Origin of the sequence: Sinorhizobium prairiense (assembly GCF_029201645.2) — a bacterium.
GTDB lineage: Bacteria > Pseudomonadota > Alphaproteobacteria > Rhizobiales > Rhizobiaceae > Sinorhizobium > Sinorhizobium meliloti_A.
Genome location: NZ_CP104131.1, coordinates 485,137 through 506,924 on the forward strand (window position 1 = coordinate 485,137; position 21,788 = coordinate 506,924).

Annotated in this window: 19 protein-coding genes and 4 pseudogenes; 17 read left to right on the forward strand and 6 right to left on the reverse strand. The window is 62.6% G+C overall.

The window, feature by feature from the left end; all coding sequences use genetic code 11:
* Positions 1 to 2 precede the first annotated feature (2 nt).
* Together N0Q91_RS04950 and N0Q91_RS04955 are read right to left on the reverse strand one after the other, a co-directional pair.
* Positions 3 to 1,181: pseudogene (locus N0Q91_RS04950) on the reverse strand (aminotransferase).
* 45 nt (positions 1,182 to 1,226) lie between these two features.
* Positions 1,227 to 2,294: a LysR substrate-binding domain-containing protein gene (locus tag N0Q91_RS04955; protein ID WP_275597477.1), complete on the reverse strand. Its 1,068-nt coding sequence runs from the start codon at positions 2,292 to 2,294 to the stop codon at positions 1,227 to 1,229.
* 193 nt (positions 2,295 to 2,487) lie between these two features.
* On the opposite strand from N0Q91_RS04955, the gene speB reads away from it, so the two are divergent.
* The 8 genes and pseudogenes from speB to N0Q91_RS04995 all read left to right on the forward strand — a co-directional run bounded on the left by speB (position 2,488) and on the right by N0Q91_RS04995 (position 10,225).
* Positions 2,488 to 3,546 carry an agmatinase gene (speB, locus tag N0Q91_RS04960; protein WP_275597478.1) on the forward strand — a complete coding sequence of 353 codons (1,059 nt, stop codon included), beginning with the start codon at positions 2,488 to 2,490 and terminating at the stop codon, positions 3,544 to 3,546.
* 169 nt (positions 3,547 to 3,715) lie between these two features.
* Positions 3,716 to 4,795 (forward strand): ABC transporter substrate-binding protein, encoded by a 1,080-nt coding sequence (locus N0Q91_RS04965; protein ID WP_275597479.1) that lies wholly within the window; start codon positions 3,716 to 3,718, stop codon positions 4,793 to 4,795.
* A 169-nt stretch (positions 4,796 to 4,964) separates the two neighbouring features.
* Positions 4,965 to 6,002: an ABC transporter ATP-binding protein gene (locus N0Q91_RS04970; RefSeq protein WP_275597480.1), complete on the forward strand. Its 1,038-nt coding sequence runs from the start codon at positions 4,965 to 4,967 to the stop codon at positions 6,000 to 6,002.
* Positions 5,999 to 6,851, forward strand: a pseudogene (locus N0Q91_RS04975) (ABC transporter permease). Before N0Q91_RS04970 ends, N0Q91_RS04975 begins: the two are co-directional and overlap by 4 nt.
* Positions 6,848 to 7,646: pseudogene (locus N0Q91_RS04980) on the forward strand (ABC transporter permease). The pseudogenes N0Q91_RS04975 and N0Q91_RS04980 overlap by 4 nt, the downstream one beginning before the upstream one ends.
* Positions 7,643 to 8,421: pseudogene (locus tag N0Q91_RS04985) on the forward strand (carbon-nitrogen hydrolase family protein). The pseudogenes N0Q91_RS04980 and N0Q91_RS04985 overlap by 4 nt, the downstream one beginning before the upstream one ends.
* 157 nt (positions 8,422 to 8,578) lie before the next feature.
* The gene (locus N0Q91_RS04990) at positions 8,579 to 9,532 is read left to right on the forward strand and encodes a ring-cleaving dioxygenase (protein WP_275597481.1); all 954 of its coding nucleotides are present in this window, start codon (positions 8,579 to 8,581) and stop codon (positions 9,530 to 9,532) included.
* Between the two features lie 135 nt (positions 9,533 to 9,667).
* Complete coding sequence (locus N0Q91_RS04995; protein WP_100671918.1) at positions 9,668 to 10,225, forward strand: NADPH-dependent FMN reductase; 558 nt, start codon at positions 9,668 to 9,670, stop codon at positions 10,223 to 10,225.
* A 3-nt stretch (positions 10,226 to 10,228) separates the two neighbouring features.
* On the opposite strand, the gene N0Q91_RS05000 is transcribed toward N0Q91_RS04995, so the two are convergent.
* Both N0Q91_RS05000 and N0Q91_RS05005 read right to left on the reverse strand, forming a co-directional pair.
* Positions 10,229 to 11,785 carry a VOC family protein gene (locus N0Q91_RS05000; RefSeq protein ID WP_275597482.1) on the reverse strand — a complete coding sequence of 519 codons (1,557 nt, stop codon included), beginning with the start codon at positions 11,783 to 11,785 and terminating at the stop codon, positions 10,229 to 10,231.
* On the reverse strand, positions 11,782 to 12,657 hold the full coding sequence (locus N0Q91_RS05005) for an SDR family NAD(P)-dependent oxidoreductase (protein ID WP_275597483.1): 876 nt from the start codon (positions 12,655 to 12,657) through the stop codon (positions 11,782 to 11,784). Before N0Q91_RS05005 ends, N0Q91_RS05000 begins: the two co-directional genes overlap by 4 nt.
* Positions 12,658 to 12,904: 247 nt before the next feature.
* Between N0Q91_RS05005 and N0Q91_RS05010 the strand changes: the two genes are divergently transcribed.
* The gene (locus N0Q91_RS05010; protein WP_275597484.1) at positions 12,905 to 13,657 is read left to right on the forward strand and encodes a Crp/Fnr family transcriptional regulator; all 753 of its coding nucleotides are present in this window, start codon (positions 12,905 to 12,907) and stop codon (positions 13,655 to 13,657) included.
* A 124-nt stretch (positions 13,658 to 13,781) separates the two neighbouring features.
* Positions 13,782 to 14,168 (forward strand): response regulator, encoded by a 387-nt coding sequence (locus N0Q91_RS05015; RefSeq protein WP_100671914.1) that lies wholly within the window; start codon positions 13,782 to 13,784, stop codon positions 14,166 to 14,168.
* A gap of 13 nt (positions 14,169 to 14,181) precedes the next feature.
* Here the strand turns inward: N0Q91_RS05015 and cysQ are convergent, their stop codons facing one another.
* On the reverse strand, positions 14,182 to 14,958 hold the full coding sequence (gene cysQ, locus N0Q91_RS05020) for a 3'(2'),5'-bisphosphate nucleotidase CysQ (RefSeq protein WP_275597485.1): 777 nt from the start codon (positions 14,956 to 14,958) through the stop codon (positions 14,182 to 14,184).
* Positions 14,959 to 15,350: 392 nt separating this feature from the next.
* Here cysQ and N0Q91_RS05025 point away from each other — a divergent pair, with 392 nt between their 5' ends.
* From N0Q91_RS05025 to N0Q91_RS05050, 6 genes are all read left to right on the forward strand, one after another.
* Positions 15,351 to 16,253 carry a branched-chain amino acid ABC transporter permease gene (locus N0Q91_RS05025; protein WP_003525638.1) on the forward strand — a complete coding sequence of 301 codons (903 nt, stop codon included), beginning with the start codon at positions 15,351 to 15,353 and terminating at the stop codon, positions 16,251 to 16,253.
* Between the two features lie 4 nt (positions 16,254 to 16,257).
* The gene (locus tag N0Q91_RS05030) at positions 16,258 to 17,643 is read left to right on the forward strand and encodes a high-affinity branched-chain amino acid ABC transporter permease LivM (RefSeq protein WP_275597486.1); all 1,386 of its coding nucleotides are present in this window, start codon (positions 16,258 to 16,260) and stop codon (positions 17,641 to 17,643) included.
* The gene (locus N0Q91_RS05035; protein WP_275597487.1) at positions 17,643 to 18,530 is read left to right on the forward strand and encodes an ABC transporter ATP-binding protein; all 888 of its coding nucleotides are present in this window, start codon (positions 17,643 to 17,645) and stop codon (positions 18,528 to 18,530) included. Before N0Q91_RS05030 ends, N0Q91_RS05035 begins: the two co-directional genes overlap by 1 nt.
* Positions 18,527 to 19,252: an ABC transporter ATP-binding protein gene (locus tag N0Q91_RS05040; RefSeq protein ID WP_275597488.1), complete on the forward strand. Its 726-nt coding sequence runs from the start codon at positions 18,527 to 18,529 to the stop codon at positions 19,250 to 19,252. The genes N0Q91_RS05035 and N0Q91_RS05040 overlap by 4 nt, the downstream gene beginning before the upstream one ends.
* A gap of 25 nt (positions 19,253 to 19,277) precedes the next feature.
* Positions 19,278 to 19,622 (forward strand): DUF6867 family protein, encoded by a 345-nt coding sequence (locus N0Q91_RS05045; protein WP_275597489.1) that lies wholly within the window; start codon positions 19,278 to 19,280, stop codon positions 19,620 to 19,622.
* A 112-nt stretch (positions 19,623 to 19,734) separates the two neighbouring features.
* Entirely contained in the window at positions 19,735 to 20,853 is a 1,119-nt protein-coding gene (locus tag N0Q91_RS05050; protein ID WP_018095763.1) for a branched-chain amino acid ABC transporter substrate-binding protein, read from the forward strand.
* A gap of 6 nt (positions 20,854 to 20,859) precedes the next feature.
* Here the strand turns inward: N0Q91_RS05050 and N0Q91_RS05055 are convergent, their stop codons facing one another.
* Entirely contained in the window at positions 20,860 to 21,060 is a 201-nt protein-coding gene (locus N0Q91_RS05055) for a recombinase family protein (RefSeq protein WP_234819222.1), read from the reverse strand.
* Between the two features lie 424 nt (positions 21,061 to 21,484).
* On the opposite strand from N0Q91_RS05055, the gene N0Q91_RS05060 reads away from it, so the two are divergent.
* A complete protein-coding gene (locus tag N0Q91_RS05060; protein ID WP_018095760.1) occupies positions 21,485 to 21,784 on the forward strand; it encodes a type II toxin-antitoxin system TacA family antitoxin in 300 nt (99 codons plus the stop codon).
* The last annotated feature ends 4 nt before the right edge of the window (positions 21,785 to 21,788 follow it).

Sequence of the window (21,788 nt, forward strand, 5' to 3'; positions counted from 1 at the left end):
ACTCAGATACCCGGCAGCTCGAATCGCGCGAGGCGCTCTTCGAGCTTGAGGATCGTAGCCACGTCCGCATTGGCGAAGGCGAAGCGCAGGTAGTTCTCCTGACCCTCGCCGAAATAATCGCCGGGCAAGCAGAGGACGCCGGCGAGCTTCGCCAGCTTCTCGGCGACGAATTGCGAACTCGATATCGGGGAAGGGGTGGCGGATATAGGCAAAATAGGCGCCCACTGCCTGAAGGTTCCATTGCGGCAGCCGGGTCATGATCGTCCTCAGCGCCTCGGCGCGGGCGGCGATTTCGGCGCGGTTGGCAAGCCGCCAGTCGGCAAGCGCCGGTATCGCTCTCGCGACGGCCGCCTGGGGGAACGCGGGGCGCAGATCTGGAGATTGTCCATGATCTTGGCGACCTGCTCGACCACCTGCGGTCCGGCGGTGATCGCGCCGAGACGATGGCCCGGAATGCAGAAGGACTTCGAGAAACTGTAAAGACCGATGAAACCGTCCTCCCAGCCCGGGGTTCGAAGCAGGCCGTGCGGCGCGGCGGCCGCATCCGGCAGGAAGTCGCGATAGGTTTCGTCCAGAATGAGCCAGGTTCCGTTCGCGCGGCAGAGGTCGTAGATGCGCTGCAGCAGTTGGGGCGGGTAGACCGCTCCCGTGGGATTGTTGGGCGAAACGAGCGCGAGTGCCCGGATGCCCGGCCGCAAGGCAGAGGCGATGGTCTCGACCTCGGGCAGGAACCCGGCGCCCGCATCGAGCGGCGCAAGCTCGACATCGATCCCCAGCATCGCCAGCGTGGTCTCCTGGTTGAAGTAATAGGGATTGGTCATCAGCACCGTATCGCCGGCCCCGGCAACGGCCATCGCGGCACAGATGAAGGCCTGGTTGCAGCCTGAGGTGATGTGGACGTTGCCGGCGGCGACCGCCGCGCCATAGAGCGACGCCACGTGCTCGGCATAGGCCTGGCGCAGTTCCGCTTCACCCTCGATCGCTCCGTAGCCCGTGTAGGCCGCCGACGCCGCGGCTTCGCCCAGCCATTTCAGCATGTCGGGATGAGCGGGATAGCCGGGCACGGCTTGGGAGAGGTCGATCAGGGGACCTTTTGCCCCGTCATAGGCCTTCGCCCACGCGAGCACCGAGGGTATCGGCGGCGGCGAGAGCTTTTCGACGAGGGGATTGAAATGCGGCATGGCGGATTTCCTGTTGTTGAAGCGGACGGGATTCTCAGCCCCGCATCATGATTTGATTTTGCGCCTCTGCGGACGTTCCGGACGCCGGTTGCGCGGCGGCGAACGGGGTTGAAGGCTCTTCGGTGTTGTCTTGCGGCCGGCATCTTCCGGCTTCGACATGCGGCTGCGGATGATCGTGCGGGCGGACATCTGCAGCTCCGGCATCGGATCGCTTTCGAGAGCGGCAAACAGCCAGTCGATGAAAACGCGGACGATCGGCGCGGCGCGAACTTCATTACGGCAGGCGACGAAAAAGGCGTCGTTGGCCGGAACCGTCAGGTCGAAAGGGGCAATCAGCTCGCCGCGGGCGATCAGGCTGCCGGCGGTGATCGTATCGCCGAGCGCAACGCCCTGATTGTGGAGGGCCGCCTCGGTCGAAAGCCGCGCATCGCTCATGAAATGCTGGCGGCCGCGCTGGAAATCGATCGCGTCGGCTGCGGCGAGCCAGGTGTTCCACTCGCGGCCGTCGTCGCCATGCAGCATCACGTGGTCGCGGATGTCCCGGATGGAGCGCAGCGGCCGCATGTTGAGGAGCGTCGGGCTGACGACCGGGAAAAGCTCGAGCCGGCTCCAGAGCCTCGACCAGCAGTCCTGCCAGTTGCCGTCGCCATAGAGCAGGCAGACGTCGACGTCCGGGGAATCGAGGTTCGCCTCGTCATTGGTGGCGATCAGCCGCAACTGGACATCGGGGAACTGCTCGGTAAAGAGGTGCAGGCGCGGAATCATCCAGAAGGAGAGCAGTGCCGGGACGCAGGTGACGGTGAGTTCCCCGCTCGTCGCGGGCCGCGTCATCGCCGCCGTTGCCGCGGCGATCTCGGCGAAGGCATGCGTCACCGCAGGCAGGAGCAGCGCGCCCTGCGGGGTCAGCTTCAGCCGCTTGCCGCCCCGCTCGAAAAGGGGCGCGTTGAAGGAGAGTTCGAGCGCGCGGATCTGATGGCTTACCGCGCCGTGGGTGACATTGAGCTCACGCGCCGCAGCGGAAACGGAGCCGCGCCGGGCGGTTGCCTCGAAGGCGCGCAGCGGATTCAGCGGAGGCAGGCGGCTCGACAAGAAGAAGCTCCGGAGAGGCGGCATCTATGTGAATTTTTCTCACATCAAACGCTATAACAATGTCAATTGCTTTTCCAGAAGAATTGTCTCCTGAATATGCGCAACAAAGGCAAAAGCCGGGGAACCTGATTGCGCCGCTTCAGATCGGCACACCGCAAGTCGTGACTTGCGGTGCATCATGTGCCAGCCCCGGCCGAACGATACGGAGGTCCGGCGCATGGCTTGGGATGAACAGAAGCTCAACGCATTGAAGGCGAAATATGGCGAGAGCCATGGCGGCGAGCTCTTCGATCCGACCTTCCGCAAGGTCGCGGACAAGATTTTCACGAAGAGCGGCACGCGGCTGGCGCCCTATTCCGGCATTCCGACATTCCTGACCGCACCTCACATGCCGGTCGATGCCGATGAGCCCGATTTCGGCAATCTTCAGGTGGCGATGATCGGCGTTCCCATGGACCTCGGCGTCACCAATCGCCCGGGATCGCGCTTCGGACCACGGGCGCTGCGCGCGATCGAGCGGATCGGGCCCTATAATCACGTGCTCGGCTGCGCACCGGTGCACGATCTCAGGGTCGCCGATATCGGCGATGTTCCCTTCCGCAGCCGCTATCGGCTCGAAATCAGCCACGAGGACATCGAGAAGCGGATCAACCAGATCGTCGATGCGGGCGTCGTGCCGCTCTCCGTCGGCGGCGACCATTCGATCACGCATCCGATCCTCAAGGCCGTGGGCAAGAAGCAGCCGGTCGGCATGATCCATATCGACGCGCATTGCGACACTGGCGGCGCCTTTGACCTGACCAAGTTCCACCATGGCGGCCCGTTCCGCAACACCGTCCTCGACGGCGTGCTCGACCCGACCCGCGTCATCCAGATCGGCATCCGCGGCTCGGCGGAATATCTGTGGGAGTTCTCCTACGAGTCCGGCATGACGGTCGTTCATGCGGAGGAGGTCACCGGACTGGGTATTCCGGCCATCATCGAAAAGGCGAAGAAGATCGTCGGCGACGGTCCGACCTATCTCTCCTTCGACGTCGACAGCCTCGACCCGAGCTTCGCGCCGGGCACCGGTACGCCGGAGGTCGGAGGCCTTACGACGCGTGAGGTGCTGGAGTTGATCCGCGGGCTGAAGGGCGTCAATCTCGTCGGCGGCGACGTCGTCGAGGTGGCGCCGCAATACGACACGACCACCAATACGGCCCATGCCGGCGCCCAGGTGCTCTTCGAGATCCTGAGCCTGATGGTCTTCAGTCCGGCCGTTGCCGGCAAGGGCTGATGCGCGGATGAACGATCCGAAATCGATGCGCATGGCGGGCACGAGCGGATCACGATAATCTATTGCCAGATCATTTTCCTTGCTGAAGCGAAGCGGGGACAAAGGGCGCAGGGAATCAACTAGAACAAGGGAACGCGGCGCAATCCGCCAAAAACAAAGGAGACATGCGATGATCATCAATTCCATCAAGCGCCGCACGCTGCTCGGTGCGGGGCTTGCCGGCGCGTCGATGCTGGCGATGCCGGCGGTGCTGAGGGCGCAGGACAAGTCGCTGAAGGTTGGCGTCTATGGCGGCTACTTCAAGGACTCATTCGACAAGAACATCTTCCCCGAATTCACCAAGGCGACCGGCATCGCGATCGAATCCGTCGCCGAGCCCACCGGCGAGGCATGGCTCGTCCAGCTCGAACAGGCCGCCCGCGCCGGCCAGGCGCCCGCCGACGTTTCCATGATGTCTCAGGTGGCAATGCTCAAAGGGCAGGCGACCGACCTCTGGACGCCGATCGACATGGCCAAGATCAAGAACGGCTCGAACCTGCTCGACCGCTTCGTCAACAAATATCCGGACGGCCGCATCGCCGGCATCGGCGCCGTTTCCTGGTACATCACGCTGGTGACCAATACCGACGTCTACAAGGAGGCGCCGACCTCGTGGCAGGCGTTCTGGGATCCGGCGAATGCCGACAAGCTCGGCCTCCTGGCGCTGGTCTCCAACTCCTTCCTGCTCGAAGTGACAGCCAAGACCTTCATGGGCGGCACCAATGCGCTCGACACGGAAGAGGGGGTTCTCAAAGCGTTCGAAAAGCTCGCCGAAGTGAAGCCGAACGTCCGTCTCTGGTACCGCGACGAAGCGCAGTTCGAACAGGCGCTGAAGTCGGGCGAAATCCCGATGGGGCAATATTATCACGACGTGACGGGGCTTGCCGCGGCGGATGGTCATCCGGTGCGTTCCACCTTCCCCAAGGAGGGCGGCATCCAGGATTCCGGCTGCTGGGCGCTTTCGCGCGCGTCGCAGAGGGTCGAGGAAGCCCACATCTTCATCGACTACATGTGCCAGCCTGCGGTTCAGGCGACGCTCTCGCGCAAGGTCGGCACCTCGCCGACGGTCAAACGCGAGTCCACCGATCTGACCGATAAGGAATTCGCTGCCGTCTCCTCGGACATCGAGCCGATCGTTCCGCGCTACGATCTCTACCAGACGAAGTCGGATTGGCTGAACCAGAAGTGGACGGAACTGATCGTCGGCTGAGGCCGGCCATGAGCCGCCGCCTCGGTATCCCGGGGCGGCGCAGCGTATTGCGCGACCTTAAACCGGAAGCGGTTTGGGGATAAGCTGATTTGATATTTCGAAAGTGTCACCGCGGCAGCGTCTGACGTGGCCGGTGACATCCGCGCATGAGGCGCGAAACGGGGAACATATGTCGGGACTTGCCCTTCAAAACGTCGTCAAGGAATTCGGGTCGTTCAGGGCCGTCAACGATGTCGACTTGATGGTGCCGCACGGCACATTCGTCTGCATGCTCGGGCCGTCGGGCTGCGGCAAGACCACGCTCTTGCGCATGATCGCAGGTCTGGACCTGCCGACCTCGGGCTCCATAGGGCTCGACGGCGAGGACATCACCCGGGTTCCGACGCATAAACGCAATCTCGGCATGGTGTTCCAGTCGCTGGCGCTGTTCCCCCACCTGACCGTCGGCGAGAATATCGCCTATCCGCTGCGCATCCGCGGCGCGCCCAAGGACGACCAGAGAAAACGGGTCGACGAGCTGCTTTCGATGATCCACCTGTCGGGCTATGCCGACCGGCCGGTCTCGAAGCTCTCCGGCGGCCAGCGCCAGCGCGTGGCGATAGCCCGGGCGCTGGCGATTTCGCCGAAGCTCTTCCTGCTCGACGAGCCCCTGTCGGCGCTCGACGCCAAGCTGCGCGAGGCGATGCAGGTCGAGCTCAGGCAGTTGCAGCAGAAGCTCGGCATCACCACCATCGTCGTCACTCACGACCAGCGCGAGGCGATGACCATGGCCGATACGGTCGTGGTCATGAACGGCGGCGAGATCCGGCAGGCTGCCTCGCCGATCGAGATCTACCGCCGGCCGGCCGACAGCTTCGTCGCCGACTTTATCGGGCAGACCAATCTGATCGAAGCGGAGGCGGACACTTCGGGCCGCGTGACGGTGCTCGGCCAGCCCGTGCCGGGCCTGCAGTTGCCGCCGGGTGCGGCGAAGGCGATGCTTTCGATCCGCCCGGAAGACGTGCACCTGACCGCGCCGGGTACCGGAGCGCTTTCCGGCACCGTGACCTTCGTGCGCGACCTCGGGGGCACGATCGAGACATTCGTCGATGTCGCCGGCCGGCAGATCGTCGCGGTCTCGACGCCGCGCGCCCGGCCGCAGGTGACGGTCGGCCAACAGGTCGGCGTCGCTCTCACGCCGGATGTCTGTGTGGTGCTCGCCAGATGAGACGCGAACCGCCCCGAACCTTCGGTGATTACCTGCCGATCCTCTTCCCTGCGGGAATGCTGACGATCTTCTTCGTGGTGCCCTTCGGCACGATGATCGCAGTCAGTTTCTTTCAGCGCCAGCAGGGCGGCTTCTATACGCCGGCCTTCGTCTACGACAATTATGCCCGCTTCCTCTCAGCCTTCTTCGGCGGCGTGCTCGGCTTTTCCTTGATGCTGGCGATCGCGGTCGCCGCGTGCTGCGTGGTCTTGGCGCTGCCCTTCACCTATCTGCTCACGCGTATGGCGCGCCGGGTGCAGGTCGTGTGGCTCGTCGCTCTGCTCTCCGTGCTTCTCTCTCCGAAGTCATCATCGGTTTTGCATGGTCCACCCTTTCTCGCGCACGGCCGGCATCACCAACATCCTCGTGGCGCTCGGGCTCATGGGTGAGGCGAAGGCGCTCACGCCGAGTTTTGCCGCTGTGCTGACCGGCATGGTCTATCAGGCCTTTCCCTATACCGTGCTCGTGCTTTTCCCCGCGCTCGTGCGCCTCGACCCGACACTGACGGAAGCCGCCCGCACACTCGGTGCCTCGCCGCTCAGGGCCTTCTTCACCGTCGTCGTTCCGGCGCTGAGAAACACGATCACCGCGACGCTGATCATGGTCTTCATCTTCGCGCTCGGCTCCTATCTCCTGCCGCAACTCCTCGGCCGGCCGCAGCACTGGACGTTGTCGGTGCTCATCACCGATCAGGCGATCTATCAGTCCAACATGCCCTTCGCCGCGGCGATGGCGGTGTTTCTCGTCCTGGTGACGCTTGGGCTGGTGGCTCTAACGGTCATCGCGGGACGGAAGGGAGAGGCGGCATGAGCACCATTTTCCGCAAGGTCTACTTCTCGCTGATCGGGCTCTTTCTCGCTTTGCCGCTGATCGTCGTCGCCGGCGTCTCGGTCAACGCCAAGCAGACGCTCGCCTTTCCCCCAGGGTTTCTCCACATCCTGGTACGGGGAAATCTTCCTGAACCCCGAATGGCGCAGCGCGCTTTTTGCCTCGGTGACGCTGGCGCTCCTTTCCGCCGTACTTGCGGTCGCGATCGCGCTGCCGCTTGCCTGGTTCCTGTGGCGGCGCGTCGCGCCATGGGCGAACGTCTTCCAGCTTCTGGGGGTCGCGCCCTTCACGCTGCCGCCGGTCATCACCGCGCTCGGCCTGCTCACCTTCTGGGCGACGGCCGGCTTTTACGGCCAGCCCTGGACCGCCGTCGTCAGCCACGCGATCTTCTTCGTGACCCTGCCGCTCGTCACGCTGTCTCTCGGCTTCACCTCGATCGACCGCTCGCTGGTCGAGGCGGCCTCGACGATGGGCGCGGACGACCGCACGGTCTTCCGCACCGTCGTTCTGCCGTTGATCCTGCCCTATATCGTTTCCGGCTATGCCTTCGCCTTCGTGCTGTCGCTCAATGAGTATATCGTCGCCTACATGACCGTCGGCTTCACGATGGAGACGCTGCCGATCAAGATCTTCAACGCGCTTCGCTACGGCTATACGCCCACCATGGCTTCCGTGACGATCCTCTTCGTCACGACGGCCGCGGTCATCTTCAGCCTCGTCGCCCGCTTCGGAGACCTGCCGAAGCTGCTCGGCGCCATGTCGTCGGACGGAAAATGATGAAGTTCGCTGCCCTGCAGATGAAGAGCATTGGCGGCGACGTTGCCGCCAATCTCGCCCGCATCGAGCGGGCGGCGATCGCGGCTTGCGGGAAGGGGGCGAGCCTGCTCGTCGCCCCCGAACTCGCAATCACCGGCTACGGCGCGGGGAAGCCATCCGCAGGCTCGCGGAGCCGGCGGATGGGCCGATCGTTCGAGAATTGGGGCGCATCTCGCTGCAAACCGGCATCGCCATCGTTGCCGGATTCGCGGAGCAGGACGCGGACGCCATTTACAACAGCGCCGTCCATGTCGACGCGGATGCCACCCCGATTGTCTATCGGAAGTCGCATCTCTATGGCGATTACGAGCGTTCGCTCTTCACGCCGGCGGAGCCCTCGACACGCCTGTTCAAACATCGCGGCGTCACTTGCGGCATGCTGATCTGCTACGACGTCGAATTCCCCGAAAACGTCCGTCGCCTGGCGCTTGCGGGTGCCGATGCGGTGCTGGTGCCGACGGCCCTCCCGGCCGGATGGTCCGGCACTTTCATCACCGACCATATGATCCGGACGCGGGCCTTCGAGAACCAGCTCTTCGTCGCCTATGTCAATCACTGCGGTTCGGATGACATGTTTTCCTTTGCGGGACTCTCGCTGATAGCGTCACCGGATGGCCAGGCACTGGCAAAGGCCGGTTCCGCGGATGAAACCCTGATCTTCGCCGAAATCGACCCGCAGGCATTTGCCATTTCCCGGGCGGAGAATACTTATCTCATGGACTTGAAACGCGGCTGATCTGCCAGATCGTTCTTAATCGGAGAACAATCTGTTCGCGTCGTCCCCCTTTTGGAAACGCTCGGTCGGATCGATATTGTGCTCAACCGAAATGCCCGCCCTGCAGCGCCGCGCAACTGACGCAAAAGGTGCTGCAGCATAGCGATAGGAGGCAATCATGAGCTTGCAACTGACTGGTATTCACCATCTGACCGCGATAACCGCCAATGCGCCGGAGAACCTGCGCTTCTACACGGGGACGCTGGGTCTCCGCCTGGTGAAGAAGACCGTCAACCAGGACGACACGACGGCCTATCATCTCTTCTATGCCGACGGGCAGGCGACCCCCGGCACGGATCTGACCTTCTTCGACTGGCCGGTCGGACCCGAGGGACGCGGCACGCACAGCATTTCGCGGACCGGGCTTCGGGTCGGCAGCGCAGAAACCGTGCGGTGGTGGAAGCGCCGTTTCGATGAGTTGGAGGTCGCTTCCGGCGAGGTCGCCGAAATCGACGGCCGTATCTCCCTCGATTTCGAGGACGGCGAGGGCCAGCGCTTCCGGCTCGTCGACGACGGTGGATTGGCGCCGTCCCACCCTTGGGAAAGGAGCCCGGTTCCGGCCGAGCACCAGATCAAGGGCCTTGGGCCGATCACCATCAGCGTGCCGGACCTCAGCAACACCGCGCTCGTGCTGACGCGTGTCATGAACATGGCCGAACTGCGGAGCTATCCGTCGCCCGATGGTGTCGGAGAGGTGCATGTCTTCTCGATGGGCGAGGGTGGGCCGGCGGCGGAACTGCATGTAGCGGTCCAGCCCGATCTGCCGGCCGCTCGCCAGGGGGCGGGCGCCGTCCACCACGTCGCTTTCCGGGCGCCGGATGTCGAAACGCTGCATCGGTGGACGGAGCGGCTCGGCGAGTTCCGCCTGCCGTCGAGTGGCGAGGTCGAGCGCTTCTACTTCCGTTCGCTCTACTTCCGCGAGCCGAACGGCATCCTCTTCGAGATCGCCACCGACGGGCCCGGCTTTGCGGTCGACGAACCGATGGAAACCCTTGGCGAAAGCCTATCGCTGCCGCCGTTCCTCGAGCCGAAGAGGGCTCAGATCGAGGCGAGACTGAAGCCTCTGGAGTAACGGCTGCCGTTCTCGCCGGGCCGGGACATGAAGAGCCGGAAGCGATTCCGGCTTTCCTTTTGCCGCGAGCCCGCTAGTTTTTTGACTGACGCGGGATTTGCGCGGCATCGCGCCAGCGAAAGGAATTTGTCGTTCATGACCAAGCTTCTCGGCATATCGGGCAGTCTGCGGAAGGCCTCCTTCAACACTGCATTGCTCAAGGCCGCACAAGCGGTGGCGCCGGACGGGGTGGAATTCGAGACCGCGACCTTGCATGGCATTCCGCTGTATGACGGAGACGTGGAGGCCGAAAGCGGCGTTCCGGCCGCTGCGGAAGCGCTGAAGCAGAAGATCGTCGCGGCGGACGGCGTCATTTTCTTCACGCCGGAATACAACAATTCGGTCCCGGGTGTTTTCAAGAATGCGATCGACTGGCTGAGTCGCCCGCCAGCCGACATAAAGAAGGTCTTCGGCGGCCGGCCGTTCGCGCTCGCCGGCGCATCTTCGGGAAGCTTCGGGACCATTCTCAGCCAAAACGCCTGGCTGTCGGTGATGCGGACGCTCGGCGCCGAAATGTGGTCGGGCAAGCGGCTGATGGTGCCGAAAGCCGATACATTGTTCGACGGCGACGGACAGCTGAAGGACGATCAGACCCTGGAGAGGCTGCGCGGCTTCGTACAGGCCTTCGCCGATCACGTCGCCGGCAAGGCATGACGCTCAGAGGCCGGATTCCGCGAGCCAGGGCCGGATAACGGCGATGTCTTCGACGCCTATTCCGTGGCCGGTATCGAGGTCGACTTCCTCGAAATCGGCTCCGCTGGCCCTGAGCGCCCTCTTCAGTTCCGGCGCGTGCTTGCCGTAGGGGTCGTCCTTGCCGGTGAGCATCAACACTTTGGTGCCCGCAAGGTCCGGTTCCGGCGCGCTTTCGAGCGCCGCCATCGCGCGCATCAGCACCGCGTTCCTGACAATGCCCGGGTGGAGATGCAGCACCGCGGCGAGCAGGTTGGCGCCGTTCGAGTAGCCGATGAACACGGTTTTCTCCGGGTCGAGGCCGTAGCTCTCGCGCGCGCCCTCGACGAAGGCGGCAAACGCTTCCGCTTCCGAGCGAATGTCCTGCTGGTCGAATTTCGTCATCGAAAAACGCCGGAACCAGCGCGGGAAGCCTTCCTCGGTGCTGCGGCCGCGCACGCCCAGGAGAGTCGCATGCGGATCGAGCTGACGGCCGAAGGGCAGCATATCGATTTCGTTGCCGCCGCTGCCGTGCAGCAGCACGAAGGTGCGATCGTTCGCCTTCTCCGGACGGTGGAACCGATGGATGAAGGGAAGCTCGCGCTGCGGCACCCTGGGTTCGCCGGGCAGCGCAAATTGCGGCAGCCTGACCAGCGTTGCCGTGGGATCGCTCGCCAGATGCGGGGGCAGGAACAGCGTCGTGCCGAGAGCATCCGGAGCTTCGTCGACGGTAAAGCCGGGCCCGTCCGTAGCGAGCTCGCAGAGCGCACCGCCGGGCTCGCGCACATAGAGCGAGAAGAAATATTTCCGGTCATGCGCATTGGTGGCGCCGGCGTGCTCCTGCTCGAGATCGGCTCTCACCGCAAGCACGGTCGCCTCATCGGGGGCGCGGAAGGCGATGTGGTCGATCGTGCCGGTACCAGGGGCGGCACTCCAGAAGCCGCCGGCATCGCGGACATCGATCACGTCCCCGGACGAGGAGGTGAGGCGGCGGATGCTCTCCGTCGCTCCGGTCTCGGTGTAGCCGAAGTGGTTTTGAAGGAAGTGCGCCGTGTCTTTAGGCTTTTCCGTGAGCACCGTCGCGCCGCGTAAGCGGCGGATCGAGTCCGTTTCGGGGATGTCGTCTCCCGCCCAGGGCGCAGGCTCCGCAAGCGCGTTCGTTCCCACCAGCTTGACGATCACGCCGTCCGGGTCCTTCAGACGCAGGACCGGTTCGCCGAATTCCTGCGACGGGCCGGTTGCCTGGATGTTGAACTTCAGCGCTCGCGTCATCCAGTAGCCGATGCTGTCAGGCGGAATGGCGAAGGCGATCTCGCTCGGCTGGCCGTGACCGACCCGGCCCGGAGAGCCGTCCTCCCAGACCAGGAAACTCACGAGAGAGCCCGGCGAGCCCGCGGCGTCGCCATAGAAGAGATGCAACTGATTGGGATCTTCGTAGCCGCCGGTCCGCTTGACGAGGTGCAGCCCCAGGAAGCCGACATAGAAATCGACATTGGGCTGTACCTTGCGGGCGATCAGGGTGATGTGGTGAATGCCGCTCGTCACGGTTTTGTCCTCCCTGCCGTCGTCCCGGCGAGAAACGACTGGAAGGCTTCGCCGTAATCCGGGTGCCAGCGTGAAAGCGGCGGCCGGTTTTCGACGATGTCTCCCGCTGCCCAAAGGATGCGCTTTTCATCCGTTGAACGCGCGACCTCGTTGTCGGGGCAAAGGATATAGAAGTCGCCGCGGGCAAGGCTCTCCATCATGAAGTCCACCGTCTGTTCCGGCGTCCAGGCGCCCGCCGGCTTCTCGGTGCGTCCCTGCGCGGTGAGGGACGTGTAGACGAAACCGGGGATCAGCAGATGCGCATTGACCTTGCAGTCCTCGGTATTGCGCAGTTCGTGCTGCAGGGCTTCCGTGAAGACTTTTACGCCCGCTTTCGAAAGGTTGTAGGCGGGATCGCCGGGCGGCGTGGTGATGCCCTGTTTCGAACCCGTGTTGATGATGAGCGCCGGCTGTCCGTGGGCAATCATCGCCGGGGCAAAGATGCGCGAACCGTTTATGACGCCCCAGAGATTGACGCCGATCACCGCTTCCCAGTTTTCGAGCGGCCCGAAGAGGAAACTGCCTGGCTGGACGCCGGCATTGTTCATCAGCACATGAACGTGGCCGAAGCGCTCGCGCGTCGCCCGCGCCAGGGCCACGAGGTCGTCCGCCCGCGACACGTCGGTTTCGACCGCGGCGACATCGCCGGAGCCGCCCGGAGCCGCCTTCGCTACCTCGGCTGCAGCTGCTTGCAGCTTTTCGCCGCCAAGATCCGCGAGCACGACTTTCATTCCGAGGCTCGCAAACCGCCGTGCCGAGGCAAGGCCGATGCCGGAGGCGGCGCCGGTCACGACGGCGACGTTGTTCTTGGCTATGGCGGAGTAGGACAACATGGGCTTCAATCCTGCTAGATGACGTTCATGAATTCGGGTCGGAGCGGGATAGGGGCGGAAACCGCGCCCATTTTCCTGCCCCGCTCCAGCGAAGGATAGAGGCAGACATAGGGTCTGGCCGCGGGCAAGTCCATGATCCGAGGCGGCGTTCACCAGCTTTCGTCTTCGGTCTTGTCGTTCTTTTGCGCCATGCTAGTGTGTCAAGTCTGCCCCATCCGCTCCGGTCCGCCGGGCCTCGAGATACCTCATGATAACCGAAGGCAAATTCAACAAAGGCACGCCCTGCAAAGAGTGTACCTTGCGCCCGCTTCCGCTGTTTCGCCCCTTCAAGGCGGAAGAACTTGCATTCGTCTCCCACTTCAAGATCGGCGAGCTCGTCTTCGATGCGAGCGCGACGATACTCGCGGAGGGGGAGCAAAGCGAGCATCTGTTCACCGTGCTTTCCGGATGGGGCTTTCGCTACAAGATGCTCGATGACGGCCGGCGGCAGATCCTGAACTACGTGATGCCGGGCGATATCGTCGGGCTGCAAGGCACTCTCATGGGCGAGATGCAGCATTCGATCGAGGCGCTTTCGCCGGTCGTGCTCTGCGTCTTCCAGCGCGACAGGCTCGGCGAACTTTACAGGCAGCATCCCGACCTCGCCTACGACCTGACCTGGATCGCAGCGCGTGAGGAGCGGATGCTGGACGAGAATCTGCTGAGCATCGGCCGCCGTTCCGCTCTGGAGCGGGCAGCCTACCTCATCGCCTTTCTTTACCAGAGAGCCGCCACGCTGGAGCTCTTCCGCGGCGGCTGGACTGTTATTCCCGTCACGCAGCAACACGTTGCCGACACGCTCGGCCTCTCGATCGTCCACACCAACAAGACGCTGAAGAAGCTGGCTGCCAGGGGCCTCCTGCGCTGGGCCGAGAAGGGCTGCGCCGTCCACGATATCGACGGCTTGCTTGCGCTTGCGGGCTGGGACGGATTCAGCGAGCCGAAGCGGCCGCTGATTTGATGCGAATCGTCATGCGTCTAATTACGTACAACATGTCTTTTTTAAATGCGCCCGGCCTCCCGGGTGTTCTATTAGCCGCTTCTTTATGGTCTCGGAAAAACGAGAGGCCGAGGATGCAGATATAATGCCAGTCAGTCAGGTTCCGCCGGCCATCAAGTCAGTCCTCGTCCTCGAGGACAATTTCCTTATCGCTCTGGACATGGAAGAGATGCTCGTCGCTCTCGGGGTGACGAGCGTTCACGTCGCCACCACCAGAGCAAAGGCGATGGAACTCATCGCCGATCATACGTTCGATTTCGCAATTCTCGACATCAACCTGGGGGACGACACGAGCTTTGCCGTTGCCGATGCGCTGATGGCGCGGGGCATCAGCTTCGGCTTCACCAGTGGCTACGGGGAACTGTTGGCGCTGCCGAGCCATCTTCGCGATGTTCCGAGGATCGACAAACCCTTCAGCGAGGGAACGCTCAGCAGCCTCATCGCCACGGCCGCCTCTTCAAGAGACATGTGACTGCCGTTGCGGCCTACGCCCTGCCGCGCGAGATGAACCAGGGATTGGCGAAGTCGCTGTCATCCGGTTGATTGCGCTTGCCGTAGCCGAGCGGATTGCCCGCCATTGTCAGTGTCTGGCCACCTGCCGCCCTCAGGATCGCGTCGCCTGCCGCGGTGTCCCACTCCATCGTCCGGCTGAAGCGCGGATAGATGTCGGCAATGCCTTCCGCCAGCAGGCAAAACTTCAGCGACGAGCCGACGGCCTCATGGTCGCTGATGCCCTGATCGGTGAGGAAGGAGATCGTTTCGGGGCTGTTGTGCCAGCGGCTGGTCAGCGCCATCGGCCGGTCGCCGCAGCGGCGGCAGCCGATGGTGGTCCATTCGCCCGTGACCTGGCCATCCCCGACCACCGCCTTCTTCGCCATGCCCGCAGCCGCCGAATAGATGAGGCCGAGAGCCGGTGCATAGACGACGCCGGCGACGGGTGCGCCGCTTTCTATGAGGCCGATATTGACGGTGAAATGGCTGTTGCGCTCGACGAATTCCTTCGTGCCGTCCAGCGGGTCGACGAGGAAGAAGCGCGTTCCGGCGATATCGGCAACGTGGCCTGCGGCGACCTCCTCCTCCGCGACGACCGGTATATCCGGGAAGGCGGCCGCCAAATCGGCAAGGATGATCTGCTCGGCGCGGTGGTCCGCATCGGTCACGGGCGAGGCGTCAGCCTTGTAGGTGACGGCCGGCCCGGCCCGGTAAATTTCCAGGATTGCTTGTCCGGCGGCGAGCGCCGATGTCTCCAGTATGTCCAGCATTGCTTCCTGTTCTTGCGGTCGAGGCGATTCGCTTTGGAGCGCTTCGCCTCTTATCAGACGGGCAACGGCCACTGTAGCACTTGAATTGCTGCGCGGGTCATTTGCCGCGGCGGGATGGGGCTTCCGCCCACGGTAATGCGCCCCGCTTCATTGCCGCTTTCTGCCCTTTGCTGCCGAAGGAGGCTATTTCGCAAGCGAATGCTGCTGAAATTTTCATTTTTCCGGCTCGAAAAGTGTCAAATCGATTTTATCGCGGAACAATTTGGTGGTGGCGCATTTTTAGCTTTCATTTTCAATTGAAAGCGGTATGAAATCGGGCCTAGCACATGCTCGAAAACGAGTATTAAAAAACAAGAGATCGGACCGACAGGATCCGGTCCAGGGGAAGATTGATGGAGTATTTTGTCCAGCAGCTCGTCAACGGGCTGACGCTTGGGTCTATTTATGGTATGATCGCGATCGGTTATACCATGGTCTACGGCATCATCGGCATGATCAACTTCGCCCACGGCGATATCTTCATGCTTGGCGGCTTTGCCGCATTGATCGTCTTCTTGCTTCTCACGACTTTCATTGCCGGCGTGCCGGTTGTACTGGCGCTTTTGATCATGATGGTCGTCGGTATGCTGACGGCTGCGCTTTGGAACTGGACCATCGAACGCGTGGCCTATCGCCCGCTTCGCGGTTCCTTCCGTCTGGCGCCGCTGATCACGGCGATCGGCATGTCGATCGTGCTGTCGAACTTCATCCAGGTGACGCAGGGCCCGCGGAACAAGCCTATCCCGCCTCTGGTCTCCTCGGTCTATGACCTGTTCGGCATCTCGGTTTCTCTGAAGCAGATCATCATCGTCGTCATCACGGCAATCCTGCTCTCGGTCTTCTGGTACATCGTCAACCGAACTCCGCTCGGCCGGGCCCAGCGTGCGACCGAACAGGACCGCAAGATGGCGGCGCTGCTCGGTGTCGATGTCGACCGCACGATCTCGGTGACCTTCATCATGGGCGCCGCACTCGCCGCCGTCGCCGGGACCATGTATCTGATGTATTACGGCGTGGTCGTCTTCACCGACGGTTTCGCCCCGGGAGTCAAGGCGTTTACCGCTGCCGTTCTCGGTGGGATCGGGTCGCTGCCCGGCGCCGTGCTCGGCGGCTTGCTGATAGGCCTCATCGAGTCGCTGTGGTCCGCCTACTTCACCATCGACTACAAGGATGTCGCGACCTTCTCGATTCTCGCGATCGTCCTGATCTTCAAGCCGTCGGGTATTCTCGGACGACCGGAAGTCGAGAAGGTATAGTTCCATGGCAAATGTCGCATCCACAACCGCAAGCGCCGGCAGCGAGCTGACGGCGCGGGCGCTCCGCGAGGCTGTCTTTGCGGGCCTCATCACGCTCGGAATGTTCGTGCTCTTCGTCGGCCTTAAGACCGACCAGAACATCCGCAACGAGCTCATCCTCACGCCGCGATTTGGCCTGCTTGCGACCTTCGTGGCCATCGCCATGGTCGGCCGCTTCCTCATGGTCGCCTATGTCCAGCCACGGTTGGCGCAGCGCAAGGCGGCAAAGGCGGCCGCGCCCGATGTGGTGAAGGAGGAGACCTTCTTCAGCCGCAACTGGTCGAAGATCGCGGTCATCCTGCTGCTGTTCTACCCACCGGTGATCGTCGCGCTCGTGGGCGTCCAGGGATCGCTGAAATGGGTCGACAATTTCGGCATTCAGATCCTCATCTACGTGATGCTTGCCTGGGGCCTCAACATCGTCGTCGGTCTCGCCGGGCTGCTCGATCTCGGCTATGTGGCCTTCTATGCCGTCGGTGCCTATTCCTACGCGCTGCTCTCCAGCTATTTCGGCCTGTCCTTCTGGGTGCTGTTGCCGATTGCCGGCCTTCTCGCCGCCTGCTGGGGCGTCGTTCTCGGCTTTCCGGTGCTGCGCCTCAGGGGTGATTACCTCGCGATCGTGACGCTCGCCTTCGGTGAGATCATCCGCCTCGTGCTGATCAATTGGACGGAAGTCACCAAAGGCACGTTCGGCGTTTCCGGCATCGCCAAGGCGACGCTCTTCGGTATCAAGTTCGATGCCACGAAGGACGGCTTCGCGGCAATGATGGGCCTGCCGATGTCTTCGGCCTATTACAAGATCTTCCTGTTCTATCTGATCCTCGGTCTCGCCCTGCTGACGGCGTTCGTCACGATCCGGCTGCGCCGGATGCCGATCGGCCGCGCCTGGGAGGCATTGCGTGAAGACGAGATCGCCTGCCGTTCCCTCGGCATCAACACCGTCACCACCAAGCTGACGGCGTTTGCGACGGGCGCGATGTTCGGCGGCTTTGCGGGTTCGTTCTTCGCGGTGCGTCAGGGATTCGTCTCGCCGGAATCCTTCGTCTTCCTGGAATCGGCCGTTATCCTCGCCATCGTGGTTCTCGGCGGCATGGGCTCGCTGACGGGTATCGCCATTGCCGCCGTCGTCATGATCGGCGGCACGGAAATCCTGCGTGAACTGACCTTCCTCAAGATGATCTTCGGACCGACCTTCACGCCGGAACTCTATCGCATGCTGATCTTCGGCCTCGCCATGGTCGTCGTCATGGTCTGGAAGCCGCGCGGCTTCGTCGGATCACGCGAGCCGACCGCGTTCCTGCGCGAACGCAGGGCAATCTCCGGCAGCTTCACCAAAGAGGGGCACGGCTGATGGCCTTGGGGACCGACACCATGACAAAAGACCCCATCCTCAAGGTTGAACGCCTGTCGATGCGCTTCGGCGGTCTCATGGCCATCAACGACTTCTCCTTCGAGGCGGAGCGTGGCGAGATCACAGCGCTGATCGGTCCGAACGGAGCGGGCAAGACGACGGTGTTCAACTGCATCACCGGTTTCTACAAACCGACGATGGGCATGATCACCATGCGGCAGAAGTCGGGCGCCGAATTCCTTCTGGAACGGCTGCCGGATTTTGAAATCACCAAAAAGGCCAAGGTGGCTCGGACCTTCCAGAACATCCGCATGTTCTCGGGTCTGACGGTGCTCGAAAACCTGCTCGTTGCCCAGCACAACAAGCTGATGCGGGCATCCGGCTATACCATTCTCGGCCTGTTCGGCTTCCCGGCCTATCGCGAGGCATCCAGGGAATCGATCGAGCTCGCCAGGCACTGGCTCGAAAAGGCATCGCTGACCGAGCGGGCCGACGATCCGGCCGGCGATCTGCCCTATGGTGCCCAGCGGCGGCTCGAGATCGCCCGCGCAATGTGTACCGGGCCGGAGCTTCTCTGCCTGGACGAGCCCGCGGCGGGTCTCAATCCGCGCGAATCGCTCGCCCTCAATGAACTGCTCCAAGAAATCCGCCGCGATACCGGCACCTCCATCCTGTTGATCGAGCACGATATGTCCGTTGTGATGGAAATATCGGATCACGTCGTCGTGCTCGAATACGGTCAGAAGATTTCCGACGGCACCCCGGACTTCGTGAAGAACGATCCAAAGGTCATTGCGGCCTATCTGGGTGTCGAGGACGAAGAGGTTGAAGAGGTGATCGGAGAAATCGAGGAAATCGAAGGCGAGCGTGGGGGGCCCGGACAATGACTGCGCCCCTGCTGCATGTGAGAGGCGTCGAGACCTATTACGGCAATATCCGCGCGCTGAGCGGCGTGGACATGGAGGTCCATCGTGGCGAGATCGTCGCGCTGATCGGCGCCAACGGCGCCGGGAAGTCGACGCTCATGATGACGATCTGCGGCAGCCCGCAGGCGCGCACCGGCTCGGTTCACTTCGACGGCCAGGACATCACGCGTCTGCCCACGCATGAGATCGCGCGTCTGAGGATTGCCCAGTCGCCGGAAGGGCGCCGGATTTTCCCACGCATGACGGTGCTCGAAAACCTCCAGATGGGTGCGAGCCTCGACAATCTGAAGCACTTCAAGGAAGACGTGGAGAAGGTCTTCACGCTTTTCCCGCGGCTCAAGGAGCGGCAGGCGCAGCGTGGGGGGACGCTTTCGGGAGGCGAGCAGCAGATGTTGTCGATCGGCCGTGCTCTGATGGCCCGTCCGAAGCTCCTGCTGCTCGACGAGCCGTCGCTCGGGCTTGCGCCATTGATCGTCAAAGGTATCTTCGAAGCGATCAAGGTGCTCAACAAGAACGAGGGCCTCACCGTATTCCTCGTCGAACAGAACGCCTTCGGAGCGCTCAAGCTTTCCGATCGAGGCTATGTAATGGTCAACGGCCGTGTGACGATGAGCGGGTCAGGCAAGGACCTCCTCGCCAATCCGGAGGTTCGCGCGGCCTATCTCGAAGGCGGCCGCCATTGATCCGCCGTGTGTGGAGTTGAGTGAGATGCAGGGAATTCTCTACGAAGAAGCCTCGATCTGGCAGTTTGTTTTCATCACCTGCGTTCTCGGGGGCTGGACCGCGTGGCGGACCGGCAAGAGCGTCGCGGAAAGCTGGGGTGACGTTCCGCGGCTCGTGATTTATGTCGCACTTTTGGGCTGGGGCATCCGGTTCATCCACCATGCGCTTTTCAACGGAACGATGTTCACCCTGCAATACTATGTAGTGGACACGGTCGTCCTTTTATTGTTTGCTGCCGCTGGTTTCCGTTACTATCGGACCAAGCAAATGGCCAGCATGTACTATTGGCTTTATGAAAAAACTTCGCCTTTCTCCTGGAAGGCAAAATAAGGGAACGGCGCGTGCCGGTCCGCGGCCGGTGCGAAAGAACACCGGCGCAATGATGGTGGGCATTGCGCAGGCTTATGAAACGAGACCCGCTCGAATATTTGGGAGTAACAAGATGAAAAAGTCTCTTCTGTCGGCCGTTGCGCTGACAGCAATGGTCGCCTTCAGCGGCACCGCGTGGGCTGACATCCTGGTCGGTGTCGGAGCTCCGTTGACTGGTCCGAACGCCGCCTTCGGCGCGCAGATCCAGAAAGGTGCAGAGCAGGCGGCCGAGGACATCAATGCTGCAGGCGGCATCAATGGGGAACAGATCAAGGTCGTACTCGGCGACGACGTTTCGGATCCCAAGCAGGGTGTTTCCGTCGCCCAGAAATTCGTGGCCGATGGCGTGAAATTCGTCGTTGGTCACTTCAACTCGGGCGTCTCGATTCCCGCATCGGAAATCTATGCGGAAAACGGCATCCTGCAGGTGACGCCGGCCTCGACCAACCCGCAATATACTGAACGTGGCCTGTGGAACACCTTCCGCACCTGTGGCCGTGACGACCAGCAGGGCGCCGTTGCGGGCGCTTATATCGCGGCCAATTTCAAGGACGCAAAAGTCGCCGTCATTCACGACAAGACCCCCTATGGTCAGGGCCTTGCCGACGAAACCAAGAAGTCGATGAACGAAGCCGGCGTCACCGAGGCGCTCTATGAAGGCATCAACACCGGCGACAAGGACTTCTCCGCACTTATCGCCAAGATGAAACAGGCTGGTGTCTCGATCGTCTATTACGGCGGTCTGCACACGGAAGCCGGCCTGATCATGCGCCAGATGAAGGACCAGGGCCTGAACGCGACGATGATGTCGGGCGACGGCATCGTCTCGAACGAACTGGCCTCGATTGCCGGCGATGCGGTCGACGGCACGCTGATGACCTTCGCACCAGACCCGCGCAAGAGCCCGGCTGCCAAGGACCTCGTCGAGAAGTTCCGCGCCGCCGGCTTCGAGCCTGAAGCCTACACGCTCTATGCCTATGCGGCCCTTCAGGTGATCGCAGAAGGCGCCAAGGCCGCCGGCAACACCGATCCGCAGGCGGTCGCCGAAGCCATCAAGGCCAAGGGTCCGTTCAAGACGGCAATCGGCGAGCTCGGCTTCGACGAAAAGGGCGACATCACACGCCCGGACTACGTCATGTACACCTGGAAGAAGGGTGACGACGGAAAGTTCAGCTACTTCCAGAACGAATAGTTCTTCTTACAGGCAATCTGGAAGGCCCGGCGGCAAACGCCGGGCCTTCTGCCGTTGTGCGCCCGGCATGGGCGCACTCTTGTCGCGGCTGACGCGATCCAGCGCCTCGGCAAGCACCATATCGAAGCGGCAGCGCGCGGAATCCATGACCAGCGCCTGGAGACCGGGCCGCTGGATCATGCTGGAGCCGGAGATGGAAGGGTCCACCTGCCTCCTTCTCGGCCCGTAGCCGGCACATGCGGAGCTGGTCGGCGATCGAGGCCTCGCGCTGCAGGTCCGAGGAACAGCGGGCGTAGACGGCAATCTTCACTGAGATTCGCTCCGAAGCATCAGGTGGTGCGCTTCCTCCGTCGCTTCGTCATCTGTATTCTTGAGCATAGCATTCCCTTGCCAACTGCCGTGCCAGGAAATCGACCACGCGCAGCCAGCGCGGGTCCGGATTGCCGCGGGGGGGGCGGCCACCGCGCTATCGCGCACTGTGGTATAGCGCGATGACCTATGGGATTCCCGCCTTGGCATCGCCATATCCCGCTCCGTCCCGCCTCTCGCCGACAACTTCGGCCATTGAATTGACCATCTCGTATTGCAGTATGCGATACAAACCCCTATATTCCCCCGAAGGAGACGAATGATGGCCAGCACAGCGGAACGCAAGGAATATCCCATCTCGATGCGCCTGCCCGAAGCAGACGTGGCGATGATTGATCGCGCTGCCAGCCTGCGGGGACGCTCGCGCACCGAATTCGTGCGCGATGCGGCGGTGCGCGCGGCCGAGGAAGTGGTCATGGAGCAAAGCCCGATCCGGATGAGCCCCGACAGTTTTGCCGCCTTCATGGAGGCCCTGTCCGCTCCGGCCGAACCTGTTCCCGAGATGGTCGAGCTGGCCAAACGGCCTGCTCCATGGGAGCCTGGCTACGTTCCGAGACGGTAATACC